Below are 18,833 nucleotides of genomic sequence, written 5' to 3' on the forward strand. Positions count from 1 at the left end.
CACCACACCAACCCGATCTGCGCCCAGCAGAACGCCGGGCCGGGCTCTGGCAGGGCGGCGATGACTTTCGGACGCGGGCAGAATCGACGCCGTGCTCACGACCACCCGCAGTCTGCTGGCCTCGCTCGAACCGCTGCCCTACCGCCTCCGCCTCCGCCGGGTGCGGGAATGGGCGCGCACCGCTCCGGACCGTGCCGCGGTCTGCGCCGACCTGCGGGAGCGGGGGCCTTATGAGCGGCATCTCGCGCTGATCGCCGCGCTCGCCGCCCGGGACGCCGCGGCGGTCGCCCTCGCCACCGACGATCCGCAGCCGTCGATTCGAGGGCTCGCTCTCGTCGCGGCGCTCGAGGCCGGCGCGCCGATCGCCGGCGTGTTGATCGCTGGCACGTCGGTCGCCGGCATGTCGGTCGCCGGCGCGTCGGTCGCCGGCACGTCGGTCGCCGGCACGTCGGTCAACGCGTCGGCGATCGCTGGGGCGTCCGTTGCGGATCTGGTGGAGCGGCCGGTGGCCGAGCGGCGGCGGATCTACCGGGCCCTGCGGCGCCGTCCGCGGCCGGAGATCGCCGACGCGTTGATCGCCCGGGTGCGTGCGTGGTTCGGCGACGTCGAGGGCGCGGCCTTGCTGCCGGCTTGCGGCGAGGCCACCGTACGTCGGCTGCTGCCCGAAATGGAACACCTTCTCAACCTCGAGCGGCTGGTCCGGCGGCACGAGCGGGTGGTGCTCGACCGGGTTCGGGAACGGCTCGACGCGGCGAGCGCCGAGCGGCGTCCACGGATCTGGAGCGATGTGGCGCCGGCCGTGCTGCGGTCCGATCCGGATCAGGCCCTCGATCTGCTGGAACGGTATGCGCCCGAGGATTCGCTGCCAGGCGCGCTTCCGGCGTACGGAAAATTGGCGGAACGCGGCGCAAGCCGCCTCACCCAGCTGCTCACCAGCCCGGATCGCGCCTCCTGGCTGCGACGCACCGCGCTGCCGAAGGCGGTCCTGCGCCGCCTCGCGACCCTGCCCGACGACGAGCTCGCGCCGCTCGCCGCCCGGATCCCGAACCTGGCCGTGCTGCTCGGGCAGCTCCCGCCGGGTCGTCGCGGCACCCTCTATGACCGCGCCATGACCGAAATCGACACCACGGCGCACATCCCCGCGCCGGCCGTCATGGCGGTGCTGCCGGCGGCCGTCCGGATCCGCGAGGCGACCCGGGTGCTCGGGCTGCCGTCGATCCGCGAGCACGAGGCGCAGGTGCGGCAGTGGAACTCCCATCTGGCCTGGCCGGACGCGTCGCGGGCCCTCGAGGAGGCGCTGCGCTCGGGTGACGCGGACGAGCGGGCGCACGGATATCGCCTGCTCGTGGCGGCGGCGCGGCGATCACGTGATCCACAGGCGATGGCCGGGGTGATCACGAAGCTGGGCCGGCTGCGCAACGAGCAGGACCCGGTGCGCGCCGCCGCCCTCACCGCCCTCGCCAAGGCCGCGCCCCTGCTCACCGCCGCGACCGCGCCCGCGCTCACTCGGCTGACCACCGACGCGGTCGAGGCCCGCGACGCCTCGGCCGCCACCACGATCGCGCTGGCGAACCTCTCCGCCGACGTGCTCCAGCATCACGTGTCCGATCCTGATCTGAGCGAATGGGCGCTGCTCACGATCGACCTGGTCAGTGGGAGCGCGCACACGCCGGTGCTGCGCCGGTTCGACACGGTGCTGCGGCGCGGCCAGGAGGCGATGGTCTTCGCCCGGCTCCGCGGCTGGGTGGAGGCCGCCATGGACCGCGGCCGGTACGGGCCGCTCTTCGCGCTCACCGCCGCCCTCGGCAATCGCGCCCGCCTGCTCCCGGAGCTGCAGGAACTGCTGCGCCGCGCGATCGGACCGGGCACGCTGCCGTCGGTGGCCGCCACCGCGATCGGCCTATGGCTGGAGGAGCCGCGCACCCGCTCGGCCCGGGTCGCCGAGGTCGTCGCGATCGATCCGAGCGCGGTGGCGCTCACCCCGGTGTGGTCGGTGATCAGCCGGAACCGGACCGACCTGCTGGACCCGGTTCTGGACGGGAGCCCGCGCGGGCGGTTCGTCGAGGCCGGTACGCGCTGGGTGCCGCACTTCGTCCGGCACGCCCAGCGGTGGCTGCCGCGGCAGCAGGAACGGTTCGTGGCGCTCCAGTCGTCGATCGTCGAGGACCGGGAGCGGGAGGTCTGGCGGCGGGCCGCGGCGCTGCGGGCGGCCGCCAGGGTTCCGGTTTACGGGCGTGAGCTGGTGCTCCGGTACGTCGGCGATCCGGAAGTGGTGATCGCCGAGGCCGCCCTGGGCGCGCTGGCGTGGAGTGATCGGCCGGATCGGGCCCTGCCGGTGCTGCTGCGGTATGCCGGTGATGATCGGGCGCGGGTGGCGCTCTACGCGGCCGGCCGGGCGGCGCGGTTCGTCCCGCCGCCGGTGCTCGGCGCGGAGCTCGGCGCGCTCCTCGCGGGCGGCTCGGGTGGCGCGGGCGGTGCCGACGGTGCCGGCGGCGCGGGCAGCGTGGGTGGCTCAGGCGGCTCCGGTGGTGCGGGTGGCTCCGGTGGCGCGGGCGGCGCGGGTGGCGGGGGTGCCAAGGTCACGAGCCGGAAGGAGGCGGCGCGGCTGCTGGGACGGTATGGGCCGCCGTCGAGCATGGCGGTTCTGCTGGGGGTCTACGGCGCGGCGCACCGGGATGTGCGGGCGGCGATCGTCGCGGCCGCCCGGGAGCGGCTGGAGGTCGAGGAGAGCTGGAAGATCCTGGCAGCCGCTGTCGGCGCCAGTCGTGAGGAGCGGCGTGCCGTGCTCGGCGCCTGGCCCTCCACGATCGCGGGCCGGCATCGGCGGCGCTATGCGGCGCTGATCGTGGACGCCTGCCGCGCGCCGGACCGGGAGGTGCGGCGGAGCGCGTTCGCGCGGCTGGGGGAGTGGGCGCCCTGGCTCGACGGGGTGACGGATCTGGTCGTCGACCGCCTGACCGACCTGGGCGAGTCCGCGGAACCGCTCGCGGTGTCCCATCTGCTGAAGGCCGCCGGCGCCGAGGTGTTCGGCCGCGCGCTGGACCGTCTCCTCGATCGGGAGGACTCCAGCGCGCCGGGCGCGGACTGCCCGGTGCGGCGCCGGATCGAGGCCCTCGCGCGGGGCGTGTCGATCAGGTCGGGCTCGCTGCCGGCGTCGGCCGACCGCACCGCGTCGATCGAGCCGGCGCTGCGGCTCGCGCGGCATCCCGGCTTCGCGGGAATGGCGACCGGTCTGCTGATCGATCTCGGACGCCTCACCAATCTCGCCGAAATTGCCGCGCTCGCTGCCGATCGGCCGGTTCTCGCGACGCAGGCGGCTTCGAGGGTACGGGGATACCTGGCCGCCGGCCGCTCCCTGCCCCCGCCGGCGAGCCTGGCCGCCGCCGTCCGGGACCTGACCCGCCAGGGTTCGCTCGCCGCCGGGCTGCTCGCCGTCGAGCTCGCGCGGCACGGCGCCGGCTTCGGCTGGCACGAGCCCTGGCGTGACCTGGTCCTCGAGCTGCGCCGGCACGCCGACCCGGACGTGCGTGAGGCGGCGTTCGGCGTGGACATGACCTGAAAACCGTACGTACGTATTGCTAAACGACCGCCGGCTTCCTAGCGTGGACGGCATGATTCATCACGTGCAGCTGGCCTGTCCGCGCGGTTCGGAGGAGGCGTCGCGCGCCTTCTACGGGGGAGTGCTCGGGCTCGCCGAGAAACCGAAACCGCCGGTGCTGGCGGCCCGGGGCGGTTGCTGGTTCGCGGGCGGAGGCATCGAACTGCACCTCGGGGTGGAGGACGACTTCCGCCCGGCCCGCAAGGCGCACCCCGGCCTGCTCTGGCCCGACCTGGACGGGCTGGCCGAGCGGCTGACGGCGGCCGGCTACCCGGTGACCTGGGGGAACGACGAGCTGCCCGGCCTGCGGCGGTTCCACACGGAGGACTGCCACGGCAATCGCCTCGAGTTCCTGTCATGAGTCCCCGCGCGAGGGCTGCGGTTGCCGCCGGCTCTCATGCTCCCGACCGCAGCAGCGCGCAGCCGTCGCCCGTGGCGACGCGGCCCGGCTGTTCGACGGCGGCCACCACGCCGAACGTCAGGTCGTGGTGCCAGCCGAGGAGTTTGAGCAGGTCGTGGCGTTCGGGCAGGGATTCCTGAGCCATGTCGACCATGACGCACCGGGTGAGCGGGCGGACCACGCGGAGGACCAGGTCGGGGCCGACGCCGAGCAGCCGGCCGGGCCAGGCGTCCTCGGCGAAGCCGCTGCCCGGCACGTCGATCAGGAGGTTGGCGCGGAACCGCAGGGGCTGGACGTGTTCGCCGGTGAGGGCGGCCAGCGCGCGCAGCGACGAGGTGGTGATCAGGCTGACCGGGCCCTCGTCGTGGTGCGGGATGTTCTGCTCGGGCGTCAGGGTGACCTCGCGCCCGAGCACCGCGCCGATGGCCCGATGGCCGGCCGGGTCGCCGGCCGGGAAGGTACGGCCGTCCGGAAGCTCGACGATCGGTGCGCCGTCCGGGTCCGGGGAAGTGCCGAGGGTGGCCCGGAACCCGAAGAGGCCGTCCATCCGGCGGAATCGGCGCGTGTTCTTGCCGCTGCCGAACTTGCCGTCGGCGTCGCGCACGGCCCACAGCCGGTCGCCGTCGAGGCCGCGCTCGCCGACGGCGGACTCCTCGACCACCTCGCCGAGCATCGACTTGACCGGGAAGCGGCGAACCTCGATGACGTGCACGCCCCGACCCTATCGGCGCCGGCCGCGACGACGCCCACCCCGAAGCGCGGCGCCGGCCGGATCAACACCTAACTGTGCTGGTCGAGATGCTCCCGCATCTGCTGGGCGAACCCCTCCGCCATCGCGAGCTGCCGGCGCAGCGTGCCGACCCGCTCCTCCGCCGCCTCGTGATAACCGGCGAGCCGTTTCAGCAGCGACTCCCGGTCGCCGGCGCCGGAGGTGAGGTCGTCCAGGACGGCGAGCAGGTCGCGCATCTCGTCCAGGGTGAAGCCGAGCGGCTTCATCCGCTTCACCACGCGCAGCCGATCGAGGTCGGGTTCGGTGTAGAGCCGGAAACCGCCGTCGCTGCGGGCGGACGGCACGATCAGGCCGGCTTCCTCGTAGTGGCGGATGGTGCGGATGCTCAGCCCGACCCGCTCCGCCGCCTCACCGATCTGCATGTGCCGTCCGGTCATCCGACTAGTAAATCAGTTGAGCTTGCCGGCGAGATTGGCATGGAAGTCAGCGCTCGCGTCGTTGAGACCGACGATCTCGGCGTGCTTGCCGCGGGCCGCGTACTTCGTGGCGATGGCGTCGAGGGCGGCCACCGACGACGCGTCCCACACGTGCGCCTCGCTCATGTCGATGACGACACGATCCGGATCCCCGGCATAGTCGAACTGGTACACCAGGTCGTTGCTCGACGCGAAGAAGAGCTCCCCGCGTACGAAATAGGTGTTGTCCTTCTTCTCGACGGACGTGAAATGGGCGACCCGGCGCGCGAAGACGACCATGGCGGTCAGGACGCCGAGCACCACACCGATCGCGAGGTTGTGGGTCGCGAGCGTGCCCGCGACGGTCACCAGCATCACGATGATCTCGCCGGCCGGCATCCGCTTGAGGGTCGCGGGCGCGATGCTGTGCCAATCAAAAGTGGACACCGAGACGATCACCATGACGGCGACGAGGGCCGCCATCGGGATCTGCGCGACCACGTCGCCGAGCGCCACCACGAGGATCAGCAGGAACGTGCCGGCCAGGAACGTGGAGAGCCGGGTACGGGCGCCGGACGCCTTCACGTTGATCATCGTCTGACCGATCATGGCGCAGCCGCCCATGCCGCCGAAGAAGCCGGTCACGATGTTGGCGACACCCTGGCCCCACGACTCGCGGGTCTTGTCGGAGTGCGTGTCGGTCACGTCGTCGACCAGCTTCGCCGTCATGAGCGACTCCATGAGGCCGACCAGCGCGATGCCGAGCGCGTAGGGCGCGATCAGCTTCAGCGTGTCCAGGTCGAGCGGCACGTCCGGCAGGCCGAAAACGGGCAGGCTGTCCGGAAGCGTTCCCTCGTCCCCGACGTTCGGCACGGCCAGGTGCGTGATCATCGTGAACGCGGTGAGCAGCACGATCGCGACGAGCGGCGCCGGGATCGCGGTGGTGAGGCGCGGCAGGAACACCATGATCGCCAGCGCCACGGCGACCAGCGGATACACCAGCCACGGCACGCCGACGAGATGCGGCACCTGGGCCGTGAAGATCAGGATCGCGAGCGCGTTGACGAAGCCGACCATGACGCTGCGCGGGATGAACCGCATCAGCTTCGCGACGCCGGCGGCCGCCAGGGTGATCTGCAGCAGGCCGCCGAGGATCACCGCGGCGGTCAGGTAGCCGAGGCCGTGCTCCTTCGCGAGCGGCGCCACGACCAGCGCGATCGCACCGGTCGCCGCCGAGATCATGGCGGGCCGGCCGCCGCAGATCGCGATCGTGACGGCCATCGTGAACGACGCGAAGAGGCCGACTTTCGGATCGACGTTCGCCAGGATCGAGAACGAGATCGCTTCCGGGATCAGCGCGAGCGCGACGACGAGGCCGGCGAGGACCTCCGTGCGCAGCACTGTCGGCGAGGCGAGCCAGGCGGGCCGCTGCATAAGATCAAGAGCCTTTCACGGGTACGGAGGAAAGCTACTCTTCCGTAAGAGGAGAGTTCGTGTCGTGGCGAGGTGGCGATCGTCACCCGTGCCGGGGACGGCTGGTAGACAGTGGCGATGGATGTCGCGCAGGCCTACACGAACCTCTCCGATCTCTACATCGAGCTGTTCGGCACGCCGGACAAGGTGCACGCCGACGATCTCGCCTTCATCGGCCGTCATCTCTCCGGCCGGGTGCTCGATCTGGGCTGCGGGCCCGGTCACCTGAGCGTCTACCTGCGATCACTCGGCGCCGACGTGACCGGGATCGACCTCGTGCCGCCGTTCCTGGACTACGCCCGGAAGTCCCATCCGGAGATCGACTTCCGGCTCGGTTCGATGGATCATCTCGAATTCGAGGACGTCGACGGGATCCTGAGCTGGTACTCGCTGATCCACCGCGAGCCGGCGGAGATCGACGCCGTGCTCGCCGGGTTCCGCCGCGTCATGAGGCCGGGCGGCGTGGTCGTGGTCGGCTTCTTCGGCGGCGACGAGGTGTCGTCCTTCGACCACAAGGTGACGACCGCCTGGTCCTGGCCGGCCGATCAGATGGCGGCCCGGCTGGAGCGGGCCGGCTTCACCGAGATCGACCGCGACCGGCGTGAGGGCACCAGGCCGGGCCGTCCGCACTCGGCACTGGCCGCCAGGGCCGTCTGATCAGAGCTGGAGCTGCTTCTTGATCAGAGCGATCAGCTGGGGGCGGATGGTGTCGTAGCCGAGGTCGCGCTCGAAGCGTTTCTCCTCGTCGCGGGCGGCGGTGAGGGCTTCCCGGCCCTTGCCGGTGATCACGACGAGGGTGCGGCGGCGGTCGGAGGCGTCGGGGGTGCGGGCTACGTGACCGGTTCGGTTCAGTCTCTCGATCGTCCGGCTCATGGTCTGGTCGGTGACCCGGCAGAGGTGGGCCAGCTCCCGCTGCGAGAGCGGCCCACCCTCCAGGTGGTGCAGCGCGATCATCCCGGCGTGGGTGAGATCGAGATCGGTCAGGAAGCGGTCGAATCGGCTCTCCACCATGCGCGCGGCGGCGGAGAGCAGCCGGCCGGTCGGCCACGAATCGACGTCTTCCACGGCGATCAACCTACCGGCACGCCGTAGGGCATCCCCTCCACCGGGTCGCCGCCCGCCGCGAGAGCCGAGGCGATCGCCGCGGCCGCGGGCGGGTAGGCCAGCTCGCCGAGCCCGCCGATCGGCGCCTCCGACGGCACCAGGACCACCTCGATCTCGGGGCAGTCGCCGATCCGCGCCCACGCGTAGTCCCGGAACGAGCTCTGCACGACCGCTCCGTCGCGGACGGTGATCTGCGCGCCGAGGACCGTCGACACGGCGTCGACGATCGCCCCCTCGACCTGGGCCCGGACGCCCGACGGATGCACCGGGACGCCGACGTCGACGGCGGCGGTGACCCGGCGCGGCCTCCCGGCGACGGCCGACACGAGCACCGCGATCGCCGACCCGTAGTCCAGATGGCAGGCGGCGCCGTCGGCGTACCCATGATGATCTGCCGCCGCGTCGAGCACCGCACGCAACCGGGAGCCCGCCGGAAGCAGCCGCCGGCGGAACGCGACCTGATCGTGGCCGCCGGCGCGGGCGAGCTCGCTGAGGAAGCACTCCTCGGCATAGCCGAACTGACCCGCGTAGACGGACCGCCAGAAACCGGTGCGCAGCGGCGCCGGGCGCAGCGTGACCGTCACGTCGCCGGGCACGGCATAGGGGAAGTGGTCGCCGCTCGCCTTCACGATCGCCGGGTTGGCGAAGACCGGCACGACGGTGAGCGGCCACGTCACCACCTGGTGGAACCTGCCGGTGGGCAGGCCGTCCGCGCCGAGCGTGGCGCCGAGGCGGTGCACCGACATCGGCCGGTAGGAGTCGTGCCGGGTGTCGTCGTCCCGGGTCCACTTCACGGTCACCGGGCGGTTCACGGCCTTCGAGCACGCGATCGCCTCGAGGACGGCGTCCGGCTCGACCCGGCGGCCGAACCCGCCGCCGGCCAATGTCGGATTCACCGTGATCTGAGACTCCGGCAGGGCGAGCAGGCGGGACAGCAGGGTGCGCAGGCCGCCGGGGTCCTGGGTGGGCGCCCAGACCGTGACGTCGTTTTCGGTCACATGGGCGGTGGCGTTCAGGGGTTCCATGGGGGCGTGCGCGAGCAGCGGAAGGCGGTACACGCGCTGGACATCGGGCGCGGTCGTCACCGGCGGTAGTGCCGCTTCGAGCTCGGCGAGCCAGTTCCGGCTGTCGGCCTCCGGAGTGCCGCCCGTCCAGGTGACCTCGAGGGCATCCCGCGCCGCGATCGCCGCGGCGGTCCGCTCCGCGATCACGGCGAACCCACCTTGACCGTCGCCAGGCGCCACAAGCCGCGCCGTCGCAACCACCGACTCGCCGATCGTGTCCGGCTGGGCGCCTATCCACGGTGGCCGTTTCACGACGGCTATGAGGGTGCCGGACGGGGCCGACTCGGCGCCGTACTTCGCCCGGCCGGTGACGATGTCCTTCGCATCGGACCTGCCCGCGGCGGTGCGGCCGATGAGGCGCCACTTCTCCGGCGGGGTCAGGGTGACCGGAACGGTCGACGGGTCGAGCTTCGCGGCGTCGGTGACCAGGGCGCGGTAGGGGAGCGGGCGGTGTGCCGGGTGCTCGACGCGGCCGCGGCGGGCCGTGCATGCGGCGGCCGGGACCTGCCATCGTCGCGCGGCCGCCTCGACGAGCAGGCAGCGGGCGGTGGCAGCGGCGCGGCGCAGGGGCTCGGCGAGCTGGCGGCTCGACGTCGAGTTCTGGATCGTCTGCGGGCCGAACCGGGCGGTGTCGCCGGGCGCCTGTTCCAGCAGCACGGCGTCCACCTCGACCGCCAGTTCCTCGGCGACCAGGACGGCGGCCATGGTGCGGACGCCCTGGCCGGTGTCGGGCTTCGGCACGGTCGCGACGACCCGTCCCCTGTCGTCGACGCGGACGAACACGGTCGGTGCGAGCGCCGCGTCGTCCGGGGCGTGCTCCGCCCCGTACCCATCGCGGGTCTCGGCAATCGCGGAGAGTGACCCCGCCGCACTCAGCTGGACCCCGACGACGAGCGCGCCCGTGCTCTGCAAGAGCGTCCGACGCGTGATCACTTCCGGCCTCGCGCGATCTCGGCGGCGCGGTGGACGGCGGCCCGGATGCGGGGGTAGGTGCCGCAGCGGCAGACGTTGTCCTTGAGCGCCTCGTCGATGTCGGCGTCGTCGGGTCGCGCGCGCCTCCGGAGCAGCGCCACCGTCGTCATGATCTGTCCGGGCTGGCAGTAGCCGCACTGCGCCACGTCGAGCTCCAGCCAGGCCTGCTGCACCGGATGATCGTCGAGGCCCTCGATCGTGGTTATTCGCGCATCGTGTACGTCATCGACGGCCTCGACGCAGGGCCGGCGCGCCTCGCCGTCGATCAGCGAGACGCAGGCCCCGCACGCGCCGACGCCGCAGCCGTATCGCGGTCCGGTCAGGCCGAGTTCCTCGCGGAGTGCCCAGAGCAGCGGCGTGCCGCCGGGGACGTCGACCACCCGGCGCTTGCCGTTGACGTGCAACCGATATCGGGTCATGCGCCGACCTCCATTGATGTACGCCCATTGTTCAGCCTGCTGAGCATCCGCCATACTGCTGTTCGTGGTCAATTCTCCGGCTCGTGCCCCGGCCGATCGTGGCTCTTTCCGCAGCGAGCGCGCGCTGATCTACGGCGTTCCCGCGGTCGCGCTGCTCACCGGTCTCGTGTGGCTCGTCGGGCAAACGCTGCACGGCGTCACGCTCCTGCCCGACCAGGGCGCGAGCTGGTATTACTGGAAACTCCCCGAGCCGACGGCCTGGACCCGGCTCTCGGCGTGGCTCGGATACGCGGCCCACCAGATCGTCTCGTGGGGCCTCATCTGGTATGCCCAGACGCGCGTGCGACGCTATTCCACCGGCTTGAAGCCCGTCAATGTCCTCGCCATCGGACTGACTCTCGCGTTCATCGGATTGCACGCCGTTCAGACCCGATTCTTCTATGACGGTCTCGCCCAGGACGTGTCGATCTTCAGCTCGCAGGGCTCGGTCGTGCTGCTGCTCGTCGTGGTCCTGCTCATGGAGAACCGGCGGCGCGGCCTGGTCGCCGGCAAGCGCGCGCCGATCCCGGCCACGGTCGTCGACTTCGCCCGCCGGTATCACGGCTATCTCTTCAGCTGGGCTGCGATCTACACGTTCTGGTACCACCCGATGGAGGCCACGAGCGGGCACCTGATCGGCTTCTTCTACATGTTCCTCCTGCTGTTGCAGAGCTGCCTGTTCTTCACGACCGCACACACGAACCGCTGGTGGACCGCGTCGCTGGAACTCATGGTCGCGGTGCACGGCACACTCGTGGCCGTCATGAACTCCGGCCCGGACGGCGCCTGGCCGATGTTCCTCTTCGGCTTCCTCGCCATCTTCGTCATCACCCAGATGCACGGGCTGGGCTTCGGCGCCGGCACCCGATGGGCGATCCTCGCCGGCTATCTGGTGGCCGTCACGGCGGTCTATTCGTGGCGGGGCATGGACCGCCTCTCCGAGATCCTCCGCATCCCGATGGCCGAATATCTGGTCCTCGTCGTCCTGGTCCTCCTCATCTGGCCGTTCGCGTTGCTGGCTCGTTCCCGTTCCCGTCCTCTGACGAAGGAGCCTTCAGACGTACGAACTCCGTGACCGCGACGCCGAGCCACTCGGTGAAACGGGCGTATCGGACTTTCGGGAGGTCGTCGCCCTCGCAGTAGGACCAGACCTCCGGATCGGGGCCGGGGCCGCGCAGGAAGTCGAAGATGTAGCCCTGATGCATGAGGATGACGCGGTCGTCGCCGGTCAGCGTGAAGGGGACGGCGTTCTCCGCGAGGAGCTCGCGGGCGGCCTGCCCCACACCGAGGATCGAGGCCGGCCGGCCCCGGTGCACCGGCTGAAGTCGAGGCGGGCGTCGAGGCGAGCGGCGTTGAGGCCGGGGCCGAGGCAGGCGGTGCGGTCGGCGTCGGGGCGGGTGGTGTGGCCGGGTAGAAGACGTCGCTGCCTGCCAGGAGGCCGGCGGCGCCTCGGCCGGCGAGCTCGAGGAAACGACGGTAGGCCGCCGGGAGCGGGGCGGGCTGGTCGCGCTTCCTCTCGTCGATCTCGGGCGGGGACAGGCCGTGTGTCCGGAGAGGGCTGAGCAGGTCGTCGACGGTGGTCATGACGACCTCTCCAGGTAGTCGGCCAGGTTGGCCAGGGAGGAGGCGATGCCGGCTTCGTGGTCGGTGCGGCTGATGCCGGTGGGCACGTCGGTGGCGGTGACCGTCACCGTCGTACCCATGCTGGTCTTCGCCAGATGCCAGGTCATCGTCATGGTCCCGGCGAACGCGGGATCGTCGGCCTCGAAGACCGCGCGCTGCACCACGCGCTCGGCGGGCTCGAGGTCGGCGAAACCCACCTCGACCACGTCGGTGGCGTCGGAGGACTTGCCGGGGGCCTCGGAGGCGTCGAGATAGGTCAGGATCATCCGGAAGCCGCCGCCCGGACGCGGATCCCAACGCTCGATGTGGCCGCTCATGCCCTCGGGCGGCAGCCAGGTCTCGAGCGCGGCGGGGTCGAGGAGAGCGTCGTAGACCGCCGCGGGGGAGGCCGCGATCAGCCGGCTCGCCTGGTCGGTTCGTCTCATGCCCCGGGAGTCTAGGGGCGGGCTACGACAATTCCGCCCGCTCTTCACGGTCGTGGGGCGGTGCGGGTCCAGGAACGCTCGCCGCGGCGGCCGGTCGCGGCGACGCAGCGGGGGCAGATGTACTTCACCTCGTCCTCGGTGGTGATCACGTCGGTGCCGCGGAAGTCGAACTTCACGTGGGGAAACCGCCGCAGACGGGTACGGCTCAGCGCGAGCCCGCACAGCGTCTGGTTCAAGCCGGGCGTCCACGCGTGCACCTCGCCGGCCGGCTGCCGGACGCCGTCGTCGTCGACGAACTCGCTGGAGGCCGCCACCGAGGCGGCTCGTGCTCGGGCCATGGGCGTCGATTTCCCCGCACGGGGCGGAATACGCCGGTTCCGATGGGACATATCCGGCGCAGCGGCGAGTCGCCGACCGCGAAGCAGCGCACCCAGGACGCGGATCCGACCGCGGCGCCGCACGGCAGCCACGACAAGACGGCGGACCGGGCGACCCCGGCGGGCCAGACGTCGCCCTACGGCCCGTCCGGCAGCACCGCCGACGACGGGCCGGAGTGAGGTAGCGCCGGCGGACGGAAGCTGCGACGCTGGCGCGGGTGAGCTTCTTCGACGGCTTCGCCCGTGCCGAGCCCGCGCCCGAGCCCGCTCAGCCTCCGCCACCCCGCTGGTTGAAGCCGGAGGAGGTGCTCGGCGGGTCGGTGGCCGCGGAGTTCCTGCTGGCGCGCGGGGAGGGCGCCGCGGTCGGTCTGGGTGGGATCGTCGGCTATCCGGAGGGGTTCACGTTCGCGGTCACGGCGGTGCTGCGGGAAGAGGATCGCCACGGGCGGCTCTACCACGAGGCGTTCCATCACGACCTCGGTGGGGCGGGGCCGGTGCCGCCCGGCTTCCTGCGAGTCGGCGTGCTGTTCGCCGACGGCAAGGCGGTGAGCAACGTCGGCGGGCATCCGGACCTCCCGTGGGACGCCGAGCCGCCGGGGCCGCTGCTGATGAGCGACCGCGGCGGTGGCGGCGGGCGGCGGTACGGGATGAGCTACTGGGTGTGGCCGCTGCCGCCGGAGGGACCGGTCACGTTCGTGTGTGAGTGGCCGGCGCGGGGGATCGGGGAGTCGCGCGTGGAAATCGACGCCGCGCTCATCCGCGAGGCGGCGGGGCGGGCGATCGAGCTCGGTCAGTGAAGGCGGAACTCGTTGCCGTCCGGGTCGGCCAGCAGCACCCCGTCGTCGTCCAGGTCGAGGAACGTCGCGCCCAGGGTGAGCAGCCGGTCCACCTCGGCGTGCCGGTCGCCGGTGGCCGTCAGCTCGAGGTGCAGGCGGGTGCGGCCCTCGCGCGCCGCCAGCGGCGGCCCGCCCCAGCTGATCTTCGAGCCGCCGGCGGGTGACTGGATGGCGGTCTCCTCGTCGCGATCCCAGACCAGGGGCCAGCCCAGGGCCGCGGACCAGAAGCAGCCGGTGGCCCGGGTGCCGTCCGAGGAGAGGGCGCCGAGGTATCCGCAGCCGGCCAGGAAGCGGTTGCCCTTCTCGACCACGCAGAATTCGTTGCCCTCCGGGTCGGCGAGCACGACGTGACCCTCCTCCGGGCGCTGGCCGACGTCGAGGTGGCGCGCGCCGAGCTGGAGGGCCCGGCTGACCGTCTCCTGCTGGTCGCGCAGGTTGCTGGTCAGGTCGAAGTGCATCTGGTTGCGGCCGGCCCTCGGCTCCGGGGCGGGGACGAACCGGATGGCGAAGCCGAGCCCGGCGCGGTTCTCCGTACCCAAGAGGTCCGTCCAGAATCGGTCGAGCAATCGTGGATCGTCGGCTTCGAAACGAAGTGCGGACAGGCGGCTGGGCATGCCGGGGAGCCTAGGGGCGGTCCGCAGCGGACGCATCCGAGTTAACGGTGGCGGTGAGGTAGCGCTGGATCGTCGGCGCGAGCCAGGCCGCCGCCTCCGCCTTGTCCAGGGCCACGACCGGCTGCAGGCGCAGAACGTAGCGGCAGAGCGCGAACCCCAGCATCTGGGTCGCCACCAGCCCGGCGCGGGCCGGGGCCTCGGCCGGATCGGGCGCGTGCCGGGCCGCGACCGGGCCGACCTGCTCGGCGAAGATCGCCCGGATGCGGTCGACCGCCGACTCCTGCGTGACGGCGGCCCGCAGCAGCGCGACGAGCGTGTCGTCCTGCTCCCAGCGGTGCAGGAAGTGGCCGACCAGGCGCTCGCCGACCTCGGCCGGGGGCGCCTCACCGAGGTCCGGCAGGTGCAGGTGGAACTCGGCCGCGGCGGCGAACAGGCCCTCCTTGTTGCCGTAGTAGCGCATCACCATCGACGGATCGATGCGCGCCTCGGCGGCGATGGCCCGGATCGTGGCGCGCTCGAAGCCGTCGGCGGCGAAGCGTTCACGGGCGGCCGCGAGGATGGCGGCCCTGGTGGCGTCGGAGCGGCGTGGCATGGCTTCCAATATATGCCAACATCCGTTTGCCAACGCCCGTTGACTTGATCTCGCACTCACGCCTATCTTTGCCAACATGCGTTGGCAAACAGGAAACGTCGCGATCGTCGGAGCGGGCCCGACCGGTCTGCTCCTCGCCGGGGACCTCGCCCAGGCCGGCGTCCCCGTCACCGTCTACGAGCGCCGCGCCGACACCTCCAACCTCACCCGCGCGTTCGGGGTGCACGCCCGCACGCTGGAGCTGCTCGACGCCCGCGGCCTGGCCGACGAGATAGTCGAGGGCGGCGCCCGGGTCGGCAGCCTGCGGCTGTTCGACCGGGTGCGGCTCGATCTGTCCGAGCTGCCGTCGCGCTTCCCCTTCCTTCTCATCACCCCGCAATACCGGGTGGAGCAGGCCCTCGAGGAGCGCGCCCGCAAGCACGGCGCCGTCATCGAGCGGGGTGCGACCCCGGTCGGCCTGCGTCAGGATGCCGATCGGGTGACGCTCGAGTTCCGGGACCGATCGGAGACGGCCGCCTTCGTGGTGGGGGCCGACGGCGTGCACTCCGGCGTACGCAGAGCTCTTGATCTGCCCTTCCCGGGCAGGTCCGTGCTCACGTCGATCATGCTGGCCGACGTGCGGCTGGCGACCCCGCCCGAGGATGTGCTGGCCGTGAACGCCGTGGGCGACGCCTTCGCGATGGTGGCGCCGTTCGGCGACGGGTGGCACCGGGTGTTCGCGTGGGATCGGCGCCACCAGGTCAGCGACGACACTCCGATCACGATCGACGAGATCCGGGACGTGACCCGGCGCGTGCACGGCACCGACTTCGGGCTCACCGAGGCGCGCTGGCTGTCCCGGTTCCACAGCGACGAACGGCAGGCGCCGCGCTACCGCGTCGGCCGCGTCTTCCTCGCCGGTGATGCGGCGCACGTGCATTCGCCGGCCGGTGGGCAGGGCATGAACACCGGTCTCCAGGACGCGGCGAACCTCTCCTGGAAACTGGCGGCCGCTGTTCAGGGGTGGGGTCCGGCGGGTCTGCTCGACACGTACGAGAGGGAACGTCATCCGGTCGGCAAACTGGTGCTCCGCAGCAGCGGCGCCCTGATCCGCATGGCCATGCTGCGCTCCCGGCCCGCGCGCGTCGTCCGCAACTCGCTCGGATCCGCCCTGCTCAGCCTGCCTCCGGTGGCCCGTCGCGCCACCGGCGTCATCTCCGGCGTCGGCATCGCCTATCCGCACGCCCCGCGCGTCGCCGACATCCCGCTCCGGGGTGGGCAGCGCCTCTACGAGGCACTGCGCGAGGGCAAGCACGTGCTGATCGCCGCCGGCTCCTTCGATGCGTACGAGGACAGGCTGCGCGTGGTGGCGCCCGAAGCCGGCGGTGCGGAGGCGATGCTCGTCCGCCCGGACGGCTATCTGGCCTGGAAGGGGCCGTTGAGCGCGTTCCCGGCGGATGACCTGTTGTGTTGAGAGGAGCGCCGCTGTGTAATCATGCCCGCATGATTCATCGATCAACATCTCCGCGCAGGTGGCTCGCCTGGGCGGCGGCGGCAACGGTCGGGCTCGTCGGCGTGCTGGCCGGCCCGGCCGCTCCCGCGCTCGCGTACGCCGATTACGAGGCCGAGTCCACGCTCAGCATCGACTCCGCCTACGGCTCGCCGTACGCCGACCCGGACGCCTCCGGCGGGCAGGCCCTGGCGATCTGGAACAACGCCACCGCGACCGGCAGCCTCACCGCGCCGCACGCGTTCCACACGATCGAGGTGCGGATGATGGGCGGCGCGTGCGGCTCGACCGACGCGAGCCCGCGGGCACGGATCACCGTCGACGGCGTGACCGCGGGGGAGACGTCGGTCGGCACCGCCTGGTACCCCTACCGGTTCACCGGCTCCTGGCAGGGTGGGGCGCACACGATCGGCGTGACGTTCCTGAACGAGTACGGCGACGGCACCTGCGACCGCTTCCTCGAGGTGGACAGGTTCCGGATCACCTCGATGCCGCAGTCGAAGCACGCCGCCCTCACCGGCACGGTGGCGAGCCCGGCCACCGTCGTCGACCTCACCGCGGCGGTCCAGTCGAAGGCGGTGCGGCTGGTCGGCACCGGCTCGGTCACCGTGCCGTTCACGACGGCCGAGCGGTTCGACGAGGTGAAGGTGCGGTTCCGCGGCTTCCGGTGCGACGGCGCCCCGACCGTCAACTTCGTCCTCGACGGCGCCGTGGTCGGCAGCGGCACCTACGACTACAACTCCACCGCGTGGTACCCCGGCAGCGCGCTGCACCCGGCGCACGGGCAGGGCGGCAAGTGGGCGGCCGGCGACCACACGCTGAAACTGCAGCTGGCGAACCCCTACAGCAGCGCGTCCTGCACCCGGCTCATGTACGTCGACGTCGTCGGGCTGCACCAGTCGGCCGCCTACACCGAGACGCCGTACACGCCCCCGGCCTCCGGTTTCATCACCCGCGACGGCACCCGGCTGATGCTCGACGGCAAGCCGTTCCAGTACGCCGGCCTCAACGCCTTCGGCATGAGCGGCTGCGACCAGGCCGACGGCCAGCCGTGGACCGACGCCGAGCTGGACTCGTACTTCGGCAAGCTGGCGCCGAACACCGTCACCCGGACCTGGGCGTTCCGCAACGGGGGCCTCCCGGTGCTCGACCGGATCGTCGCCTCGGCGGCGAAACACCGGCAGAAGGTGCTGTTCACCCTCGCCGACGGCCGCAACTACTGCGGCGAGTACGACGGCAGCAGCAACCCGGGCACCGAGGGCGTCGACAAGACGCTTGCCTGGTACCAGGGCGGCTTCCGGACCGACTACCTGCCGTGGGTGCGCGAGGTGACCGACCGGTTCAAGGCGGATGCCACCGTCGCGTTCTGGGAGATCATCAACGAGCCGGGCTCGCAGGAGAACACCGCCTACACCGACGCGATCGTCAAGGCGTTCCTGGACGAGACCGCCGCCGTGATCAAGGGCATCGACCCGAACCACCTGATCTCCAGCGGCACGGTGAGCCAGGACTACCGGGGCAGCCGCGACTTCAGCTACGTGCACAGCGGGCCGGACATCGACCTCGGATCACTCCACGAATACGAGTACGACTGGTTCAACCCGGACAAGAACGCTTACGAGAACTCGATCACGTACAACAATCTGGGCACGCTGCTGGCCGAGATGCAGCAGGTGAACAAGCCGCTGATCATCGGCGAGACCGGTGTGTACGCGGCCGACGCTCCGGGCTGCCGCACGTCGCTGGCGAGCCGCGCCGGCGTCATCCGGCAGAAGCTGGACGCCTACCTCGGCCAGCCGGGCGTCGCCGGCGTCAACGTGTGGAGCGTCGTCAACGGCGACCCGATCCGGGAGGGGGAGCCGTGCCCGCTCGAGGGCACGCTGAACGACCCGATGATCGCCCAGGTGGCGGCGAAGCAGGCGGCCCTCAACAACGGCTGACCGCCCTGGACGGCCGGCTCGCGGCTGACCGCCCTGGGCGGCCGGCTGGTTGCGGGCCGGCTGTCCGGCTCGCGGCTGCGACCGCCCCGGGCGCCCGGCTCGCGGCTGACCGCCCCGGGCGAACGGCTCGCGGCTGACCGCCCTGGACGGGGCCGCCCACGGCGGGCCGGCCGTCCGGCTGGGACTGAAGGCCCGCAGTTCGCCGCGGTCCTGGCCGGCAGCCGGGCGCCGCGGTCCTTGGGCGGCATCCGGGCGCTGTGGGGCGGGGCGGGCCGGGAGCCGCCCGGCTCATGCTGCAACCGTGCTGAGCTGCGCCGGCGCGGTATCCGGCGGCCATCGGTGAGCCCGCGGAGCAGGCTGGGCATCGGCGACGACGCGGCCGCATCGACGTCGACCGCTGCGTACCTCCCTGACTGCGGTGCCGGGGGTGCCGCGAGCCGCCGACGGCGGGATGATGCTCGCGGTGGACGTGACGTGCCGGCTGCGCCCGGACGCACTCCCCAGCGGGTGCTGAGTCATCACCTACGGCCGGACTGGACTCAGGACGCCCGCCGGCGGCAACCGGGTGACGACGCCGCCACGGGACCGGCACCCCCAGCGCGCCGGAACCCACCCGGCCAGGCCCCGGACGACCGCCTGGTCAGGCCCCGGACGAGCACCCGGCCATCCAGTCAAGCGACCCG

The 18,833-nt window shown here is 72.1% G+C and carries 18 protein-coding genes; 8 read left to right on the top strand and 10 right to left on the bottom strand.

Features of this window, described 5'->3' with window-relative positions:
* Positions 1-91: 91 nt before the first annotated feature.
* Both AB0G10_RS10390 and AB0G10_RS10395 read left to right on the top strand, forming a co-directional pair.
* On the top strand, positions 92-3,559 hold the full coding sequence (locus tag AB0G10_RS10390; protein WP_360918492.1) for a hypothetical protein: 3,468 nt from the start codon (positions 92-94) through the stop codon (positions 3,557-3,559).
* A 52-nt stretch (positions 3,560-3,611) separates the two neighbouring features.
* Positions 3,612-3,959: a VOC family protein gene (locus tag AB0G10_RS10395; RefSeq protein ID WP_360918493.1), complete on the top strand. Its 348-nt coding sequence runs from the start codon at positions 3,612-3,614 to the stop codon at positions 3,957-3,959.
* A gap of 34 nt (positions 3,960-3,993) precedes the next feature.
* Here the strand turns inward: AB0G10_RS10395 and AB0G10_RS10400 are convergent, their stop codons facing one another.
* The 3 genes from AB0G10_RS10400 to AB0G10_RS10410 all read right to left on the bottom strand — a co-directional run bounded on the left by AB0G10_RS10400 (position 3,994) and on the right by AB0G10_RS10410 (position 6,617).
* Entirely contained in the window at positions 3,994-4,710 is a 717-nt protein-coding gene (locus tag AB0G10_RS10400; RefSeq protein WP_360918494.1) for an MOSC domain-containing protein, read from the bottom strand.
* 68 nt (positions 4,711-4,778) lie between these two features.
* Positions 4,779-5,165 (bottom strand): MerR family transcriptional regulator, encoded by a 387-nt coding sequence (locus AB0G10_RS10405; RefSeq protein ID WP_360918495.1) that lies wholly within the window; start codon positions 5,163-5,165, stop codon positions 4,779-4,781.
* 12 nt (positions 5,166-5,177) lie between these two features.
* A complete protein-coding gene (locus tag AB0G10_RS10410; RefSeq protein ID WP_360918496.1) occupies positions 5,178-6,617 on the bottom strand; it encodes a SulP family inorganic anion transporter in 1,440 nt (479 codons plus the stop codon).
* Between the two features lie 117 nt (positions 6,618-6,734).
* On the opposite strand from AB0G10_RS10410, the gene AB0G10_RS10415 reads away from it, so the two are divergent.
* A complete protein-coding gene (locus tag AB0G10_RS10415; protein ID WP_360918497.1) occupies positions 6,735-7,313 on the top strand; it encodes a class I SAM-dependent methyltransferase in 579 nt (192 codons plus the stop codon).
* Here AB0G10_RS10415 and AB0G10_RS10420 read toward each other — a convergent pair whose 3' ends face one another.
* Genes AB0G10_RS10420 through AB0G10_RS10430 form a run of 3 tightly spaced genes read right to left on the bottom strand, consistent with a single transcriptional unit; the run spans position 7,314 to position 10,215 of the window.
* Positions 7,314-7,721 (bottom strand): MarR family transcriptional regulator, encoded by a 408-nt coding sequence (locus AB0G10_RS10420; protein ID WP_360918498.1) that lies wholly within the window; start codon positions 7,719-7,721, stop codon positions 7,314-7,316. It lies immediately after the preceding gene.
* A 5-nt stretch (positions 7,722-7,726) separates the two neighbouring features.
* On the bottom strand, positions 7,727-9,757 hold the full coding sequence (locus AB0G10_RS10425) for a molybdopterin cofactor-binding domain-containing protein (RefSeq protein WP_360918499.1): 2,031 nt from the start codon (positions 9,755-9,757) through the stop codon (positions 7,727-7,729).
* Positions 9,754-10,215 (bottom strand): (2Fe-2S)-binding protein, encoded by a 462-nt coding sequence (locus AB0G10_RS10430; protein WP_360918500.1) that lies wholly within the window; start codon positions 10,213-10,215, stop codon positions 9,754-9,756. Before AB0G10_RS10430 ends, AB0G10_RS10425 begins: the two co-directional genes overlap by 4 nt.
* A 64-nt stretch (positions 10,216-10,279) precedes the next feature.
* Between AB0G10_RS10430 and AB0G10_RS10435 the strand changes: the two genes are divergently transcribed.
* On the top strand, positions 10,280-11,329 hold the full coding sequence (locus tag AB0G10_RS10435; protein ID WP_360918501.1) for a hypothetical protein: 1,050 nt from the start codon (positions 10,280-10,282) through the stop codon (positions 11,327-11,329).
* A 505-nt stretch (positions 11,330-11,834) separates the two neighbouring features.
* On the opposite strand, the gene AB0G10_RS10440 is transcribed toward AB0G10_RS10435, so the two are convergent.
* Together AB0G10_RS10440 and AB0G10_RS10445 are read right to left on the bottom strand one after the other, a co-directional pair.
* Entirely contained in the window at positions 11,835-12,302 is a 468-nt protein-coding gene (locus AB0G10_RS10440; RefSeq protein WP_360918502.1) for an SRPBCC domain-containing protein, read from the bottom strand.
* Between the two features lie 44 nt (positions 12,303-12,346).
* Complete coding sequence (locus AB0G10_RS10445) at positions 12,347-12,640, bottom strand: hypothetical protein (RefSeq protein WP_360918503.1); 294 nt, start codon at positions 12,638-12,640, stop codon at positions 12,347-12,349.
* 42 nt (positions 12,641-12,682) lie between these two features.
* Here AB0G10_RS10445 and AB0G10_RS10450 point away from each other — a divergent pair, with 42 nt between their 5' ends.
* Entirely contained in the window at positions 12,683-12,859 is a 177-nt protein-coding gene (locus tag AB0G10_RS10450; protein ID WP_360918504.1) for a hypothetical protein, read from the top strand.
* Between the two features lie 38 nt (positions 12,860-12,897).
* Positions 12,898-13,476 (top strand): hypothetical protein, encoded by a 579-nt coding sequence (locus AB0G10_RS10455; protein ID WP_360918505.1) that lies wholly within the window; start codon positions 12,898-12,900, stop codon positions 13,474-13,476.
* Here the strand turns inward: AB0G10_RS10455 and AB0G10_RS10460 are convergent.
* The gene (locus tag AB0G10_RS10460; RefSeq protein WP_360918506.1) at positions 13,470-14,129 is read right to left on the bottom strand and encodes a VOC family protein; all 660 of its coding nucleotides are present in this window, start codon (positions 14,127-14,129) and stop codon (positions 13,470-13,472) included. The two genes, AB0G10_RS10455 and AB0G10_RS10460, sit on opposite strands and share 7 nt — an antisense overlap.
* A 10-nt stretch (positions 14,130-14,139) precedes the next feature.
* Entirely contained in the window at positions 14,140-14,721 is a 582-nt protein-coding gene (locus AB0G10_RS10465; protein ID WP_360918507.1) for a TetR family transcriptional regulator, read from the bottom strand.
* A 76-nt stretch (positions 14,722-14,797) separates the two neighbouring features.
* Here AB0G10_RS10465 and AB0G10_RS10470 point away from each other — a divergent pair, with 76 nt between their 5' ends.
* Together AB0G10_RS10470 and AB0G10_RS10475 are read left to right on the top strand one after the other, a co-directional pair.
* The gene (locus tag AB0G10_RS10470) at positions 14,798-16,174 is read left to right on the top strand and encodes an FAD-dependent monooxygenase (protein WP_360918508.1); all 1,377 of its coding nucleotides are present in this window, start codon (positions 14,798-14,800) and stop codon (positions 16,172-16,174) included.
* A 29-nt stretch (positions 16,175-16,203) separates the two neighbouring features.
* The gene (locus AB0G10_RS10475; RefSeq protein WP_360918509.1) at positions 16,204-18,150 is read left to right on the top strand and encodes a carbohydrate-binding domain-containing protein; all 1,947 of its coding nucleotides are present in this window, start codon (positions 16,204-16,206) and stop codon (positions 18,148-18,150) included.
* Positions 18,151-18,833 lie beyond the last annotated feature (683 nt).

The sequence above is a fragment of the Actinoplanes sp. NPDC023714 genome (assembly GCF_040639855.1).
Classification (GTDB): Bacteria; Actinomycetota; Actinomycetes; order Mycobacteriales; family Micromonosporaceae; genus Actinoplanes.

Bases quoted from the DNA above. Each gene is read 5' to 3' on its own strand.
- AB0G10_RS10395 (WP_360918493.1), top strand. From the start codon at position 3,612: ATGATTCATCACGTGCAGCTGGCCTGTCCGCGCGGTTCGGAGGAGGCG.
- AB0G10_RS10405 (WP_360918495.1), bottom strand. From the start codon at position 5,165: ATGACCGGACGGCACATGCAGATCGGTGAGGCGGCGGAGCGGGTCGGG.
- AB0G10_RS10410 (WP_360918496.1), bottom strand. From the start codon at position 6,617: ATGCAGCGGCCCGCCTGGCTCGCCTCGCCGACAGTGCTGCGCACGGAG.
- AB0G10_RS10415 (WP_360918497.1), top strand. From the start codon at position 6,735: ATGGATGTCGCGCAGGCCTACACGAACCTCTCCGATCTCTACATCGAG.
- AB0G10_RS10430 (WP_360918500.1), bottom strand. From the start codon at position 10,215: ATGACCCGATATCGGTTGCACGTCAACGGCAAGCGCCGGGTGGTCGAC.
- AB0G10_RS10440 (WP_360918502.1), bottom strand. From the start codon at position 12,302: ATGAGACGAACCGACCAGGCGAGCCGGCTGATCGCGGCCTCCCCCGCG.
- AB0G10_RS10445 (WP_360918503.1), bottom strand. From the start codon at position 12,640: ATGGCCCGAGCACGAGCCGCCTCGGTGGCGGCCTCCAGCGAGTTCGTC.
- AB0G10_RS10450 (WP_360918504.1), top strand. From the start codon at position 12,683: ATGGGACATATCCGGCGCAGCGGCGAGTCGCCGACCGCGAAGCAGCGC.
- AB0G10_RS10460 (WP_360918506.1), bottom strand. From the start codon at position 14,129: ATGCCCAGCCGCCTGTCCGCACTTCGTTTCGAAGCCGACGATCCACGA.
- AB0G10_RS10465 (WP_360918507.1), bottom strand. From the start codon at position 14,721: ATGCCACGCCGCTCCGACGCCACCAGGGCCGCCATCCTCGCGGCCGCC.
- AB0G10_RS10470 (WP_360918508.1), top strand. From the start codon at position 14,798: ATGCGTTGGCAAACAGGAAACGTCGCGATCGTCGGAGCGGGCCCGACC.
- AB0G10_RS10475 (WP_360918509.1), top strand. From the start codon at position 16,204: ATGATTCATCGATCAACATCTCCGCGCAGGTGGCTCGCCTGGGCGGCG.